Origin of the sequence: Tardiphaga sp. 172_B4_N1_3 (assembly GCF_052076035.1) — a bacterium.
Taxonomy (GTDB): Bacteria; Pseudomonadota; Alphaproteobacteria; order Rhizobiales; family Xanthobacteraceae; genus Tardiphaga; species Tardiphaga robiniae.
This window is the reverse complement of record NZ_CP197238.1, coordinates 580,118-594,927: the sequence shown is the minus strand read 5'-3', so window position 1 is coordinate 594,927 and position 14,810 is coordinate 580,118. Positions and strand designations below refer to the sequence as shown.

Here is a 14,810-nt window from a genome sequence, read left to right as displayed (position 1 = left end):
GGCCAGATCGAGTGACACATCGGGTTCCGCAACGCCACGCAAACCGCATTTTGCACCGGCTGTAAAGCGCAGATGCGGCGTTACTGAGTCACCTTGGATGTCGCAAGAATAAGGCGGTCGGACGGCGCCAGATCGAAGCGCGGCTCGAGCCCCAAAAGCGGCGCGATACGGGCGATCACGTTGCCGCCCGTCGGTACCGCATTCCAGCCCGAGGTGATGAAACCATGGGTTTCCGGCAGCGCCTTCGGCTCGTCCAGCATCACCAGGACCTGGAATTGCGGGTTGTCCATCGGCAGCACGGCGGTAAAGGAATTCAGCACCTGCTTCTTGGAATAGCGGCCGTTGACGACCTTCTCGGCCGTACCGGTCTTGCCACCGAGATAGTAACCCTTGGCCCTGGCTTCGGCCTGCCGCGCCGAACCGGTCTCGGCATTCAGGCGCATCATGTAACGCACCTTGTCGCTGGTCTCTTTCTTGATGACGCGCTTGCCGATCTCCCGCGCTTCCTCTTCGGTGCGCTTCAGGAAGGTCGGCGGAATCAGCAGCCCACCATTGATCATCGCGTTGACGCCCATCACCGCCTGCAGCGGCGCCACGGCCATGCCGTGACCGAATGCGATGGTGATGGTGTTGAGTTCACCCCAGCGTTTCGGCACGATCGGCATCGCGCTTTCCGGCAGTTCGGTGCGCAGGCGATCGAGCTGACCGACTTTCTTCAAGAAGGCCTTGTGCGCTTCGACGCCCTGCCCGAGCGCGATCTTCGCAGCACCGACGTTTGACGAAAAAGTGAAGACTTCGGTGAGCGAGATCGGACGTGGCACCGGATGGGTGTCGTGGATTTTGAACTTGCCGTAGCTGAGCGGGTAGCGCGCATCATACATCGTATTGAGATTGGCCTTGCCGCTGTCCAGCGCCATCGCCAGCGTCAGCGTCTTGAAGGTCGAGCCCATTTCATAGACGCCGGTGGTCAGGCGATTGATGCGGTCCGGATCGTGCGCTTCCTTCGGATTGTTCGGATCGAAGTCAGGCAGCGAGACCATGGCGACGATCTCGCCGGTCTTCACGTTCGACACCAGACCCGACGCCGCCTTGGCGCTGTACTTCGCCTTGGCCTTGAGCAGTTCGTCGCGCAGCGCATGTTCAACGCGCAGGTCGACGGCGAGCTCGACCGGCTTTTGCAGACGATCCGAAGCAAAGCCCGCGCGATGCAGGTCCGCGAGGCCATTGCTGTCGAGCCATTTCTCGATGCCGGCAATGCCCTGATTGTCGATATTGGTCAGGCCGATCAGATGCGAGACCGCCGCACCGCTCGGATAGACGCGCTTGTTCTCGCGCAGGAAGCCGATGCCGGGAATGCCGAGGCGATGAATGTCGCGCTGCTGCTGCGGCGTGATCTCGCGCTTCAGCCAGGCAAAACCCTTCTTGCTCATGATCCGCTCGCGCACTTCGGCGCCGTCGAGATCGGGCAATGCGCCAGTGAGCAATTCGACCGCTTCGTCCTTGTCGATGATGCGGCGAGGCTCCGAGAACAGCGACGGTGACTTGACGTCGGTCGCCAGGATCGCGCCATTACGATCGACGATATCGGGACGGGCGGTCGCGATAGCGTCACGCGTGGAGCGGCGCTCCGCATGGGTGTCGCCGTTGACGGCGAACATGATCAGACGCACGGCAATGATGCCGTACACACCGCCGAACGCGATCATCGCAAGACCGACGCGCGCGCGCGCCTTCGCTGCACGATCGACGTTGCGTCCGTAGAGCAGACTGCGGATCAGACGCTGGCGCCAGGGCTCTGGCGGCCGGGTGATCGGTTTGTTCGGGTCGAGTTGCGGACCTGTCACTGCGGATCCTCCGGCGCCGGCAGCGAACCGGTCACGATATCCGGATCGATGGTATGGATCATCGCGCCGATCGGATCGGGCTCACCGGGCTTGGCAAAGTTCGGCGGCCGATCCGGCAGATTCTTCATCGTGTCGAATTGCTGCGCCGTCACCGGCTGCAGCTTGAGATGACGTTCAGCCAGACCCTGCAGCCGCATCGGCGCATCCAGCTTGGCCCATTCGGCACGCAACGACGCGATCGCATCGCGCTGTTCGCGAATATCGGCATGCAGGCGCAGCACCTTCTCGGTGCGCACCGTGGATTCCATCTTGATGCGATAGACATAGGCGGCGGCGAAGACGAGAACGGCAATGACGAGAAGGTGGATGATCCGCATGGTCAGCCTCCCCTCATCACAGAGGCAAGCGTCGGCCAGCCCGGCAACGGGCCGGCATCCTGTGCCGGCGCATCGGTGCGCTCGGCGCCGCGCAGCTTCGCAGAGCGCGCGCGCGGATTGGCCTTGAGTTCTTCGGCGCCCGCAGTGATCGGGCGCTTGTTGACGAGCGAGAAGCGCGGCTTCGATTGTGCGACCTCGGGCAGATGCCGCGATCCACCGCCGGTCTTGCTGCGCTCGGTCATGAAATTCTTGACGATGCGGTCTTCCAGCGAATGGAACGAGACCACCGACAGCCGGCCGCCCGGCTTCAGCACGCGCTCGGCGGCGGCGAGCGCGGTGTGCAATTCATCGAGCTCCGCATTGACGAAGATGCGTAGCGCCTGGAATGTCCGCGTCGCCGGATGGATTTCGCCGGGCTTGGCCCACACGACCTTCTGCACGATATCGACGAGCTGTTTCGTCGTTTCGATCGGCGCTTCCTTGCGCGCCGCGACGATCGCGCGCGCAACCGCGCGGGAGTGACGCTCCTCGCCGAAGATATAGATGATATTGGCGAGATCGGCCTCGGAGGCCTTCGCCACCACATCGGCCGCGGTCGGCCCGTGCTGGCTCATGCGCATGTCGAGCGGGCCGTCGAAACGGAACGAGAAGCCGCGTTCGGCCTGATCGATCTGCATCGACGACACGCCGACATCCATCACGACGCCATCGACGAGCGGCTCGCCCTGGGCGGTGCACACATCGGCGAGATTGGAGAAGCGATCCTCGACCAGCGTGAGACGGCCGTCCGACGCGTCGACGAGATCGAAACCACCGGCAATGGCAGTCCGGTCGCGATCAATGGCGATGACGCGGGTTCCCTCGGTCGCGAGAATGGCGCGGGAATAGCCGCCCGCGCCGAATGTGGCATCGACATAGATGCCACCGGCGCGCGGGCTCAACATGTCGACGGCTTCAACGCCGAGAACGGAGATATGTCTTGTATCGGGCGTGCTCATGCGCGCGCCGGCCGGAGGCGTGCAGACAGCGCGTTCCGTTCCTTCGCATCGAGGCGCAAAATCAAACTGGACACGAACAGGCCCATGTCGCCTCAACTGTCGGCGCGCCGCCTGGCTTTTCCTCCTGAAAAGCCCGGTCGCCGCGCGATTGCGGGTTCCATTCGACGCGCCACCCGCGTTTGGCGCGGGAAAGGCCGGACGTCCGCATGGATTTGTCGGGATTGCCATGGGATTTGAACGTCAAAATGGAACTTTGGCCGCCCTTTTCAGGTTGGCTCTTCACCACTCAGTAACGGCACTTAGCGTTAAGAAAGCGTTGATGGGTTGGAGAGCAATCGATCAATTGCAAGTGCCGGTTTCATCGTAGTGCTGATGCTTTAAGCCCACAGTGGATAAAAATGGGGCAAAACTGTCATGCAGTCGTTGCATAGCAAGGTGCCGGTCGAGGATAGTACGCACCTGCGGCACAACCGATATGTGTCGCTGTTCTCGTGACTGATTTGAGTTTTCTGATGGCTTCACCTACGTCCGCACCCGCTGGATCCGACTCCAAGCGTCAACGCGCCCTCCCGATTCCCAAGGGCGCCGCGGACATGCCGACCTTTACCCCGGATTCATCCGTCGTTTCCGACGTGATCCCGTCGCCGAATTTCGGTGAGCGTAACAAGGGCCTCGTGCCCGACATGATCGTGCTGCACTATACCGGCATGCCCGATCCGGAAGGCGCGATCGCGCGCCTGTGCAGCGCGGGCACCGATGTCTCTGCGCATTACATCGTGCTCGAGGACGGCCGCATCGTGCAGACGGTGCCGGAAGCCAAGCGAGCCTGGCACGCCGGCGTCGGTTTCTGGGCCGGCGAAGAGGACATCAATTCCTGCTCGATCGGCATCGAGATCATCAATCGCGGTCATGACTGGGGCTATCCGGATTTTCCGAGCCGGCAGATCGCCGCCGTCACCGCGCTATGCCGCGGCATCATGCTGCGTCATGACCTGCAGCCGCATCGCGTGCTCGGTCATTCCGACGTCTCGCCTTCGCGCAAGAAGGATCCCGGCGAAAAATTCCCGTGGCACTCGCTGGCCAATTCGGGCGTCGGACACTGGGTGATGCCGGCGCCGATCGTGCGCGGCGAAACCATGAAACTCGGCACTGCAGGCGACGACGTACTGGCGCTGCAGCATGCATTGGCGCGCTATGGCTACGGCATCGAGACCGATGGTCAGTACAATGCTCCGACCATGGAAGTGGTCACCGCCTTCCAGCGCCATTTCCGTCCCGAGCGCGTCGACGGTCTCGTGGATCACTCGACGCTGACCACGCTGCAGGCCCTGCTCGCCAGCCTGCCCAGCGAAGCGACAGCCTAGATCTCCGGATCGGTCATCTCGTCCAGCTCAGCCAATCGCCGCGCGTAAAGCCGACGCAATGGCTCAAGTTGTGTGGCCGCGCTGGCCCGATGATACGCATCGCGGGCGGCATCGCGCCGGCCGAGACGGCGCAACAGGTCGGCGCGCACGGCCGGCAGCAGATCGTAGCCGTCGAGTCCGCCCCTTGCCTGCAATGCGTCGACCAGATTCAAGGCACGCAGCGGACCATCGACCATCGCCACCGCGGCGGCATGGTTGAGCTCGATCACCGGCGATGGCCTGATCCGCAGCAGGACTTCGTAGAGCCCGGCGATCTGCGGCCAGTCGGTGGCTTGATAGCTTTGCGCCTGCGCATGCAGCGCCGCGATCGCGGCCTGCACTACGTAGTCATCGGGTCGGCCCGGAGCGTGCAACGCGTCCTCGACCAGCCGCAATCCCTCGACAATCTGTTGGTGATCCCACAGCGACCGATCCTGCGCTTCCAGCAGCACGATATCGCCATCTGCCGTCGCACGACCGGAGCGGCGCGCGTCGTGCAGCAGCATCAGCGCCAGCAGGCCTTTGATCTCGCGGCGCTGCGGCATCAGCGCATCAAGCAAACGAGCCAGCCGGATTGCTTCCCGCGCCAGGTCCGGCCGCATCAGATCGTCACCTGATGTGGCAACGTAGCCTTCGGTGAAAACCAGATAGATCACGGCCAACACGCCGCGCAGGCGTTGCTCGAGCGCATCCAGCACAGGCACTTCATAGGGAATTCCGGCGATGCGGATCTTCTGTTTGGCACGCACCAGACGCTGCGCCATGGCGTCTTCGCCGATCAGAAACGCCCGTGCCACCTGAGCGGTGCTCAATCCACAGACGGTCCGCAGCGTCAGCATCACCTGCACCTCCACGGCGAAAGCCGGATGGCAACAGATGAAAATCAGCCGCAGCATGTCGTCGTCGAGAACGGCGTCGTCACAGCGATCGTCATTTGCGCACGCATTCAGCAACAGCTCGTGCGTCACCTGTTCCTGCTTGTCGCGAAACGAGACCAGACGCCTGACACGGTCGATCGCCTTGTTGCGCCCGACATTGACAAGCCACGCACGCGGATTTGCCGGCGGCTCGGCGGCGGGCCATTTTTCAAGCGCAACCGCGAAGGCATCCTGCAACGCATCTTCAGCCAAATCGAAATCGCCGACGAGGCGGATCAGCGTCGCCAGCGCGCGACCCGCCTCGTTGCGAAAGATCCTGTCGATTTCGGCCAGCGTCATGGTGTCAGTTATAGACCCAGATCGGCCGCACCTCGATCGAACCGACCCGCGCACTGGGAATCCGCGCCGCAATCGCCAGTGCGGCATCGAGATCCTTCGCGTCAACCAGATAGTAACCAGCGAGCTGTTCGCGCGTCTCGGCGAACGGACCATCGGTGGTGAGCATCTTGCCGTCGCGCACCTGCACCGTGGTCGCTGTGGTCGTCGGTTGCAGCCGGTCACCGGCCTTGAAATTGCCGCTCTGGACGATGGACTGGGTGAACGCGCCATATTCCTCAAGCATCTTCTTGCCTGTGGCGGCGTCCATTTTCGCGTACTCGGCTTCGTTCTGGTAGATCATCAGCAGATACTGCATTGCGTTCTCTCCTCTTGAGCGGCGCCATTCGCCGTGACATGGGCATGATCGGGTCCGAAAACTGGTTTCCATTTTCCGGGATCATGCGGTCAGTCGAACGAACCGGCAGCAGAACGACATCTTCAGGATAATTTATTTTGGCAAAGACTGCGCGCGTTCCTGGCTTGACGTCACGGCCCTGAGCCTCCATGCCTGTGCCGTCAGTCGGCTGGACGGCCGCTCCCGCTATGGTCGAAAGGCTGCGGGAGAGGAAAGTCCGGGCTCCATCGACATACGGTGCCGGATAACGTCCGGCGGGGGTGACCCCAGGGAAAGTGCCACAGAGAACGAACCGCCCTCCTACGTCCCTTCGGGACTTCGGCGCGACAGGCCTTCGGGCTCGCCACGCCGTAGCAGCGCAAGCTGCGAAGGCGGGTAAGGGTGAAAAGGTGCGGTAAGAGCGCACCGCGTATCCGGCAACGGAAACGGCATGGCAAACCACACCGGGAGCAAAACCGAATAGGGACGGCAAAGCAGTCAGTTCGCTCACCTTGAGCGATAACACTGCGGGGCAATGTCTTGCTCGCTGTCCGGGTAGGTTGCTTGAGGCCATGGGCAACTATGGTCCCAGAGGAATGGCCGTCACGTATCGCCGGTGCAAATCGGCGATGCCCTACAGAACCCGGCTTACAGGCCGGCTGATAACTTTCTGAACAACGAAGGGCCCGGCGCAAAACGCCGGGCCCTTCGCCAGTTTTGGCGCCGATGACCGCACCGAAATCTGCTTCAGTCCCGTCCTGCCTGAATGATCGCCTCTGCGAGGCGTGCAGGATTGCTGAAGAACATTTCATGGCTGCCCGGACATTCGACCAGCCGAAACAGACCAAGACGTTCGGATAGTCGGGGATGCCATGGCAGGCTGTGTGGCAGCGCAATGTCCTGCTGACAATTCACGTAGGATTTCCCGACCGCAAGTTCGGCGAGAGGCTTGCTCAGCGAGATCTTGTCGGTGAATGTCTTGTAGGGATGCGGATTGAGTTGCTCATAGGCTGACTTCGCCAGTCCGAAATCGGCATCGTTGATGAAAGCGTCGCGCCAGATTTCGAACGGCAGCATTACCGCGTTGTTGTTGGCGGCAGCGATGGAATCGAACAGGCCAAGGTAATGCGGCGGCACCATGTCGTTGAGCGACTGTCCGTCCAGCGGGACGAAGGCGTTGACATAGACCAGCCGCTTGATGCGTTCTGCCATACGGTCCGCGACGCCCGAAATCACCATGCCGCCATAGCTGTGTCCGACAAGGCGTATGTCCCGCAGATTTTCTTTCTCGATATAATCAGCGATCGAAGCGATAGCCTGCGCAAGCCCAACTGTGCTGCGGTCGTCATTCGCGTTGTTGCCAGCGACCGTCGGGCAATGAACGACATGCCCGCTCGCCCGCAGATGACCGGCGACCGCGTCCATCTCCTGTCCCGTGTGCCAGGCGCCGTGAACCAGGACGTATAGATCTGCCATGCAATCCTCCCAATGTTTCCCGGACATTCATAATCACCGACATGCCGGGCAGATGGCCGGATTGTGCCAGCCCAATCGACGATTTGCGTCACAGGCTATCGTCGGCGCCTGAACTCGCCGGGTGTCACCCCCAGATATTTGCGGCACTGGCGGATAAAATGTGATGGATCTGTCAGGCCGACCTTCTGCCCGATGCCACCGATACTCACACGATCGAAGCGCGGCTCGGCCAACATCTTGCGGGCCATCGACATGCGGCAATCGGCGAGCAGCCCGCTAAAGGTCACGGACGCGCTGGCGAGACCGCGATGTAGCGTGCGCTCCGAGATTTGCAGTTGCGTGGCAATCGACGCTGCAGTGAGGCCGGGCTCGGCATAGCGTTCGCGCAGAGCGCGACGAATCCGATCAATCAGCGCGGCCGTGCCGGACGTCTCCGCCGGCGACTGCGTCACATCGCCTTCCAGTGTCAGAGCCAGCAGGGCTCCCAATTGATCGACGAGGAGAGGCGCCGGCAGCGGACTGCGAACGGCCAGTTCCGGTGACCATTGCCGGACGAAGCCGCTCAGTGCCAGTCCCCAGCCAGACTGTCCATCAATCACCCGGCCAAGATGCTGCTCGGGCGCGGTAAGCCAGCGCTCGACCCATCCCATCGGCAGCTCCAGCGAAATCGTGTCCGACGTCACCGGAAAATGAAATTCATAGGGGCGCCGCGAATCCACCAGAAGAAGATCATGGGGGCCCAACATCGCGGTTCTCTCGCATTGCGTGGCCGACCAGTTCCGGTCGGTCTTGCAAAGCAGATAGTAAAAATTGGACTGGCCGCGCGCGATGGCGCGTCTGGTGCGATAGACATGCTGGGGATCGCCTCGAACTTGATTGACCCCAATCACATCGAGCTGCCCGCGCTGTAGTTCAGACGCAAAGCTCGCGGGCGCGAGGCTGGCGATATCCATCTCCAGAAAGCCTTCGCAGACAGCGGAAATCCAGTAATCCAGCCGTCGTTCCGGCTCGACGAGAGCAGTCGACCATGTCTGAATGTCCGGCGAGCAATCCATCGTCGAGCCCCAATACGGTCTATACTGGTCGCAGGATCGACAGAGTGTTGCGCAAAGCAGGAACTGTCAACGACATCCGATTTTGCGACGACGGGCGTCACCGTGCGGGTGTCGCCACGATCGGCTCGCCCACGGGGGACGAACGCATTCACGACATGCGCCAAAATGCGAACGAGGGCCAACGGCGGCCCCCGTTCCTTCCTGATATCATTCCGCGGCGGCGGTGCGATCGAGATCGAGCACCTGACGCTCGAACAGACCGCGATAGATGCCACCCGGTCGCGCTGTGAGCGTGGCATGGGTGCCCTCTTCCGCGATGTGCCCGTGATCGAACACCAGAATGCGATCGAGGCTGCGCACGGTCGACAGGCGATGCGCGATCACGATCGAGGTGCGGCCTTTCATCAGCCGCTCCATCGCCTCCTGGATCAACGCCTCCGACTCTGAATCGAGGCTCGATGTCGCCTCGTCCAGAATCAGCACCGGTGCATCCGCCAGGAATGCGCGCGCCAGCGCGACACGCTGCCGCTCGCCGCCCGACAGTTTCACACCGCGCTCACCAACCAGCGTGCCGTAACCTTTCGGCAGCCGGGTGATGAAGTCATGCGCATTCGCCAGCCGCGCCGCCTGTTCAATCGCCGCCATGCTGGCGCCGGGCCGGCCATAGGCGATGTTGTCGGCCAGCGAACGGTGAAACAGGATCGGATCCTGCTGCACAATCGCAATCCGGCTGCGCAGCGACTCCTGCGTGACCTCAGCGATGTTCTGGCCGTCGATCATGATCTGGCCACCCGAGACATCGTAGAGTCGCTGGATCAGCTTCACGAAGGTCGTCTTGCCCGAACCGGAGCGCCCGACCAGTCCGACGCGTTCGCCGGCGCGGATGTCCACCGACAGCCCGTCATAGAGCGGCGTGGCATGACCGCCGTAATGGAACGTCACGTCGTCGAACAGGATGCGCCCGCCGGTGATCGCAATCGGCTGCGCATCCGGCGCGTCGGCGATGCCGAGCGCAACATCATGAATCGCAACAAGCTCCTCCATGTCGTTCACCGAACGCTGCAGGTTGTTGATGTGCATGCCGACATCGCGCAGATAGCCGTGGATCACGACATAGCTCGTCAGCACATAGGTGACATCGCCCGCCGTGGCCTGCCCGTTCAGCCACAGCCATAGCGCGCCGCCGATCACCGCCGTGCGCACGCAGAGCAGCACTGCGAGCTGCACCGTGCTCGTGGTGTTGTAGCGATACCATGTGCGCGCCACGCGCACGCGCCAGCGGCCGACGACCTGCCCCAGCCGACCGTCCTCACGGCTTTCCGCGCCGAAGGATTTCACCACGGCGTTACAAGTCAGGGCATCCGCCAACGTACCGCCGACCTTGGTGTCCCATGCATTCGACACGCGCGCGGCCGGCGCGATGTAACGCGTGGAGAACCACACGGTCATGGCGATATAGGCCACCGTACCGACAGCGATCACACCGCCCAGCGCCGGCCAGTGCCAGCCGAGCAGCAGCATCGAGCCAAGCAACACCACCAGCGACGGCAGCAGCGCCATCAACAGCGTGTCGTTGAGCAGATCGACCGCCCACATGCCGCGCGTGACCTTGCGCACCGTGGAGCCCGCGAAGCTGTTGGCGTGCCAGTCGGTCGAGAAACGCTGCACGCGCGCGAAGGCCTCGCGCGACAGATCCGACATGATGCGCAGCGTGAACGGGACGATGGCGTGGATGCCGAGCAGCCGCAGCAACATCGACGTCGCGCCAAGCGCCACGATGGCGCCGAAGGCCACATATGCCGCCTGCCGGGCCGCCGGATCGGCGCCACCTTTGGTGACGGCATCGACCAGCTGGCCGGAGAACAGCGGCATGAACAGATCGGCCACCGTCGCGCCGAGCAGACCGACAGCAACTGTCGCCGCGCGTCCGGGCTGCCGGAACCAATGCCGGATCACGAAAGGGATCACCACGCGGATGGCGGCGGCGCGGTCCTTCGATTTCAGAGTCATGACTTCATCCGGCAGCGCCCGTGCGCAGACCGGCTCCATGGTTTGACGCGCAACGGCCAGACCGAGCGCGAGCATCCTAAAAGTACAGAAACGGGAAAGATCAGGATGATCGGGACATCAGGCCCGACCGGCAGAGGCGGAACCGGGGCTCAACGAGCCCGCATAAACCCGCATGCGTGCACCGAACCGAGAATTCCGGAGAGCAGATCAATCGACTTCATGCAGACTCTCCCTCGGGTTCGAGCAATGGAAGGTAGTTTTATAGATGTGCCGTCGACTTTTGGCAACATGATGGCCGGCTTCAATCGCTGATTGGCGATAGAACCGCTCCAGCCGCTTTAGCTTTTTGTTTTGACGCGTTTTCTTGACGCGAACCGGCATCCACTTCGCTCGAAAACGCTCTAGTGTCCGCCGCCTGCAGCCGCGGGATTGCTGGGCTTGTTCAGCAGCATCACCATGAGGCTGAGACCGACATAGAACACCGACAGCGCGAAGAACGCGTCGCCAAAGCTCATCACGACGGCCTGACGATGCACGATCTGCGACAGCTGCTTCATGGCCATCCGCGAGGCGTCGCCCATGCCCTGGAACTTCTGGGTGAACATGTTGAGCATCTCGACCGCCTGCGCATTGCCCCAGGTGACCTTGTCGTGCAGCCGCGTGATGTGGAAATCGGTGCGGTGATCGAGCACGGTATTGATCAGCGCAAGGCCGAGCGCGCCGCCGAGGTTACGCGTCAGGTTGAACAGGCCGGAGGCGTTCTTCAGCATCTGCGGCGCCAGCGTGCCGAGCGCAATGTTGTTGATCGGCACCATGGCCATCATCATGCCGATGCCGCGCAGGATTTGCGGCAGCAGCAATTCGTAGAAATCGAAATCGCGCGTCACCCATGTCATCTGCCATGTGCCGGCAGCGAACAGCACCAATCCCGCCATGATGAGATAGCGCATGTCGATCTTCTGCATCAGACGCGCCACCAGCGGCGCCGTCAGGAACATCGCAACGCCCGAGACGAACATCGTCTCGCCGATCATCAGCGCGCTGTAGCCGCGGATCTCCGCGAGATAACGCGGATAGAGATAGGTCAGGCCGTAGAGCCCGATGCCGACGCAGAACGAGAACAGACAGCCCAGCGCGAAATTACGATCAGTGAAAGCGCGGATGTCGACGATCGGTTCTTTCGCCGTCAACACGCGCCAGAAAAACGCCACGCAGCTCACAACGCAGACAACGGCAAAGATCGCGATCGAGGTGTCGCCGAACCAGTCGTTACGCGGCCCCTCTTCCAGCACATATTCCAGCGAACCGAGGAAACCGGCCATGAAGCCGAGGCCCCACCAGTCGAAATGATCGAGCAGTTCGAAATGCGGCTCGTCGAAATCCACCAGCGCGAGCACGCCGATGGTGATGCCGATGCCGGGCACCACATTGATGAAGAACAGCCAGTGCCAGGACAGCGCATCGGTGATGTAGCCGCCCACCGTGGGTCCGATGGTCGGTGCCAGCGTCGCGACAAGGCCGATGATCGGGCCGACGATGTGGAATTTGGAGCGCGGAAACACCGTATAGGCCGAGGCGAACACCGTCGGGATCATGCCGGCGCCAAGGAAGCCCTGGATCGCGCGCCACAGGATCATCTGCTCGATCGACGAGGTGAAACCGCACATCAGGCTGGCGAAAGTGAATCCGGCGGCCGAGATCGCAAACAACAGCCGCGTGCCGAGTGCGCGCGACAAAAAGCCGGACAGCGGAATCGCGATCACTTCCGCGATCAGATAGGCGGTTTGCACCCAGGACACTTCGCTGGACGACGCGGACAATCCGGCCTGGATTTCAGACAGCGATGCCGAGACGATCTGGATGTCCAGAATCGACATGAACATGCCGAACACCATGATCAGAAACGCGATCAGGCGTTTCGGCGCGACATAGTCCGCAGCCGGAGCGGCCGGCGGTGCGCCTGACACGGTGGTGGTCGTGGACATCTGCTTGTCCTGACTTAGCGCGCGGGTTCTGCACCCGGCTTGGTGTTGACGCGGACATAGACCGACATGCCGGCGCGCAGCAGGTTTTCCTTGGCAACGTCAGCCGGCACCCTGAGACGCACAGGCACACGCTGCACGATCTTGGTGAAGTTGCCGGTGGCGTTATCCGGCGGCAGCAGCGTGAACACCGAGCCTGCGGCTGGCGCGAGGCTTTCCACAGTGCCTTCGATGGCGCGACTGCTATCGGCGTCGAGCTCGATCGAGACCGGCTGGCCCGGCTTCAGGCGGCGCAACTGCGTCTCCTTGAAATTGGCATCGATATAGACGTCGTTGAGCGGCACGACATTGCCGAGACGCTGGCCGGCGCTGATGAAATCGCCAGTCGAAACGAGGCGGTTCGAAAAGATGCCATCCACCGGCGACTTCACCGTGGTGAAGTCGAGATCACGCACGGCCTTGTCCAGCGCGCTCTGCAATTCGGCGAGCTGCGCGCGCGCTTCGTTCTGCTGCGCCTTCGTCACTTCGACGCTGCTCTTGGCTGCATCGACGGATGCCTTCGCGGCCTTGACGGCAGCCGAGGTCTGGTCGCGGTTCGACTGCGAGGTCTCGTAGACCGAGCGCGAAGCGAAGCCCTGCTTGCTCAGCGTTTCCTGGCGATCGAATTCAAGCACGGCGCGATTGGCAGCGGCATCGGCCGATGCAAGCTGGGCCTGCGCCTGCTCGACGGCGCTTTCCTGCGCGCCGACCTGACGACCGATCCGTTCGATGGTGGCCTTCTGGGTGTCGATCTTGCGCTTGGCGGCATCGACGGCGATGCGATAGTCGCCGTCATCGATCCTGAAGATCACCTCGCCGGCCTTCACCGCGACGTTGTCGCCCGGCAGGATCTGCGCGATGTGGCCCGATACGCGCGCACCCAGCGTGGTGTTGCTGGCGCGGACATAGGCGTCGTCGGTCGACACGATGAAGCGGCCGACCAGATAATAGTTCACGCCATAATAGACGCCTGCGACGGCGAGCAGCGCGCCGACACCGAGCAGCACTTTTTTCTTCTTGCCGGATTTTGGCGCAGCGGTCTGCGCGGTCGCGGCCGGTGCTGCTGTGGCGGGCTGTTCAGGTGCGGGCGCATCCGCAGGACCGCGGGCTGCGGGTTCATCCGCTGCGGGCGACACGACGCGTACCGGCGCGCTGTCAGTCTCGCCTTCGGGGCGAATGATACGGGCAGCCTGGTCGCGTGGTCCGGCCATTCCGGCCTCCTCAAACGTGAGAATGCGGACACCATCGGACATGCCGGGTCCCCGCTTGCTGCGGCAATATGTAAATTGACCGAACGGTTCGGTCAAGATACAGTTTGATCAGTTCATCACGATTTCGCGTTATTCCGGTTTCATCGCGGGCGATATCCCGCTGATTCATCGAACAGGCTGAACGAATGGTTGCCTCCCACCCTGCCCCCCTCTCGCCTGTCGGCGAAGAAGACAGCGCCAAGCGCCGCCAAATTCTCGACGGCGCGCGCAAGGTTTTCCTGGATCTGGGCTTCGACGGCGCCAGCATGGGCGAGATCGCGCGTGCCGCCGGCGTCTCCAAGGGCACGCTCTACGTCTATTTCGCCGACAAGAGCGCGCTGTTTGAGTCGATCGTCGAGCAGGAGAAGCTCGAGCAGGGCAAAGCTGTCTTCAATCTCGATCCGGAACGCGATGCAGTGACCACGCTCGGCGAGTTCGGCCGCGCCTATATCCAGTTGCTGTGTCGGCCCGGCGGCGGCTCGGCGATCCGTACCGTGATGGCCATCGCGGAGCGCATGCCCGATGTCGGCAAACGCTTTTATGAAGCGGTGCTGGCGCACGCGATCCGGCAGGTCGCGGCCTATCTCGATGCCCGCGTCGCTGCGAAGGAATTGGCGATCACTGATACCGAGCTATCCGCCGCGCAATTCATGATGTCCTGCCAGGCGACGCTGTTTCAGCCCTTCATCTTCCAGGCCAAGCCGACACCCACGGCCGCGGAGATCGACAAGGTCGTCGACAGCGCCGTGCGGATGTTCCTCGCGGCCTACCGCATCTGACAAGCCG

The 14,810-nt window shown here is 62.4% G+C and carries 12 protein-coding genes and 1 other RNA gene; 3 read left to right on the top strand and 10 right to left on the bottom strand.

Annotated features, from left to right (window positions below):
- Nucleotides 1–80 precede the first annotated feature (80 nt).
- The 3 genes from AB7783_RS02685 to rsmH are packed head-to-tail and all read right to left on the bottom strand — an operon-like array spanning nucleotide 81 to nucleotide 3,219.
- Nucleotides 81–1,844, bottom strand: a complete 1,764-nt coding sequence (locus AB7783_RS02685; protein ID WP_231077580.1) for a peptidoglycan D,D-transpeptidase FtsI family protein — start codon at nucleotides 1,842–1,844, stop codon at nucleotides 81–83.
- Nucleotides 1,841–2,221 carry a cell division protein FtsL gene (ftsL, locus tag AB7783_RS02680; protein ID WP_089267351.1) on the bottom strand — a complete coding sequence of 127 codons (381 nt, stop codon included), beginning with the start codon at nucleotides 2,219–2,221 and terminating at the stop codon, nucleotides 1,841–1,843. The genes AB7783_RS02685 and ftsL overlap by 4 nt, the downstream gene beginning before the upstream one ends.
- 2 nt (nucleotides 2,222–2,223) lie before the next feature.
- Entirely contained in the window at nucleotides 2,224–3,219 is a 996-nt protein-coding gene (rsmH, locus tag AB7783_RS02675) for a 16S rRNA (cytosine(1402)-N(4))-methyltransferase RsmH (RefSeq protein ID WP_441276741.1), read from the bottom strand.
- A 512-nt stretch (nucleotides 3,220–3,731) separates the two neighbouring features.
- Between rsmH and AB7783_RS02670 the strand changes: the two genes are divergently transcribed.
- On the top strand, nucleotides 3,732–4,583 hold the full coding sequence (locus AB7783_RS02670; RefSeq protein WP_175367187.1) for an N-acetylmuramoyl-L-alanine amidase: 852 nt from the start codon (nucleotides 3,732–3,734) through the stop codon (nucleotides 4,581–4,583).
- Here the strand turns inward: AB7783_RS02670 and AB7783_RS02665 are convergent.
- Together AB7783_RS02665 and AB7783_RS02660 are read right to left on the bottom strand one after the other, a co-directional pair.
- Nucleotides 4,580–5,839 (bottom strand): RNA polymerase sigma factor, encoded by a 1,260-nt coding sequence (locus AB7783_RS02665; RefSeq protein ID WP_441276740.1) that lies wholly within the window; start codon nucleotides 5,837–5,839, stop codon nucleotides 4,580–4,582. The two genes, AB7783_RS02670 and AB7783_RS02665, sit on opposite strands and share 4 nt — an antisense overlap.
- Before the next feature lie 4 nt (nucleotides 5,840–5,843).
- Nucleotides 5,844–6,194 carry a YciI family protein gene (locus AB7783_RS02660; RefSeq protein ID WP_068732310.1) on the bottom strand — a complete coding sequence of 117 codons (351 nt, stop codon included), beginning with the start codon at nucleotides 6,192–6,194 and terminating at the stop codon, nucleotides 5,844–5,846.
- A 200-nt stretch (nucleotides 6,195–6,394) separates the two neighbouring features.
- Between AB7783_RS02660 and rnpB the strand changes: the two genes are divergently transcribed.
- Nucleotides 6,395–6,879, top strand: an RNA gene (rnpB, locus tag AB7783_RS02655) — RNase P RNA component class A.
- A gap of 80 nt (nucleotides 6,880–6,959) precedes the next feature.
- Here the strand turns inward: rnpB and AB7783_RS02650 are convergent.
- The 5 genes from AB7783_RS02650 to AB7783_RS02630 form a co-directional block, all read right to left on the bottom strand.
- Complete coding sequence (locus AB7783_RS02650; protein ID WP_068732308.1) at nucleotides 6,960–7,688, bottom strand: alpha/beta hydrolase; 729 nt, start codon at nucleotides 7,686–7,688, stop codon at nucleotides 6,960–6,962.
- A gap of 95 nt (nucleotides 7,689–7,783) precedes the next feature.
- Nucleotides 7,784–8,743 (bottom strand): helix-turn-helix domain-containing protein, encoded by a 960-nt coding sequence (locus AB7783_RS02645; RefSeq protein ID WP_441276739.1) that lies wholly within the window; start codon nucleotides 8,741–8,743, stop codon nucleotides 7,784–7,786.
- 207 nt (nucleotides 8,744–8,950) lie between these two features.
- On the bottom strand, nucleotides 8,951–10,753 hold the full coding sequence (locus AB7783_RS02640; protein WP_441276738.1) for an ABC transporter ATP-binding protein: 1,803 nt from the start codon (nucleotides 10,751–10,753) through the stop codon (nucleotides 8,951–8,953).
- A 401-nt stretch (nucleotides 10,754–11,154) separates the two neighbouring features.
- Nucleotides 11,155–12,738 (bottom strand): DHA2 family efflux MFS transporter permease subunit, encoded by a 1,584-nt coding sequence (locus tag AB7783_RS02635; RefSeq protein WP_441276737.1) that lies wholly within the window; start codon nucleotides 12,736–12,738, stop codon nucleotides 11,155–11,157.
- Nucleotides 12,739–12,752: 14 nt separating this feature from the next.
- Nucleotides 12,753–13,985 carry an HlyD family secretion protein gene (locus tag AB7783_RS02630; RefSeq protein WP_441276736.1) on the bottom strand — a complete coding sequence of 411 codons (1,233 nt, stop codon included), beginning with the start codon at nucleotides 13,983–13,985 and terminating at the stop codon, nucleotides 12,753–12,755.
- A gap of 185 nt (nucleotides 13,986–14,170) precedes the next feature.
- Between AB7783_RS02630 and AB7783_RS02625 the strand changes: the two genes are divergently transcribed.
- Nucleotides 14,171–14,803, top strand: coding sequence for a TetR/AcrR family transcriptional regulator (locus tag AB7783_RS02625; RefSeq protein WP_441276735.1), 633 nt, complete (start codon nucleotides 14,171–14,173; stop codon nucleotides 14,801–14,803).
- Nucleotides 14,804–14,810 lie beyond the last annotated feature (7 nt).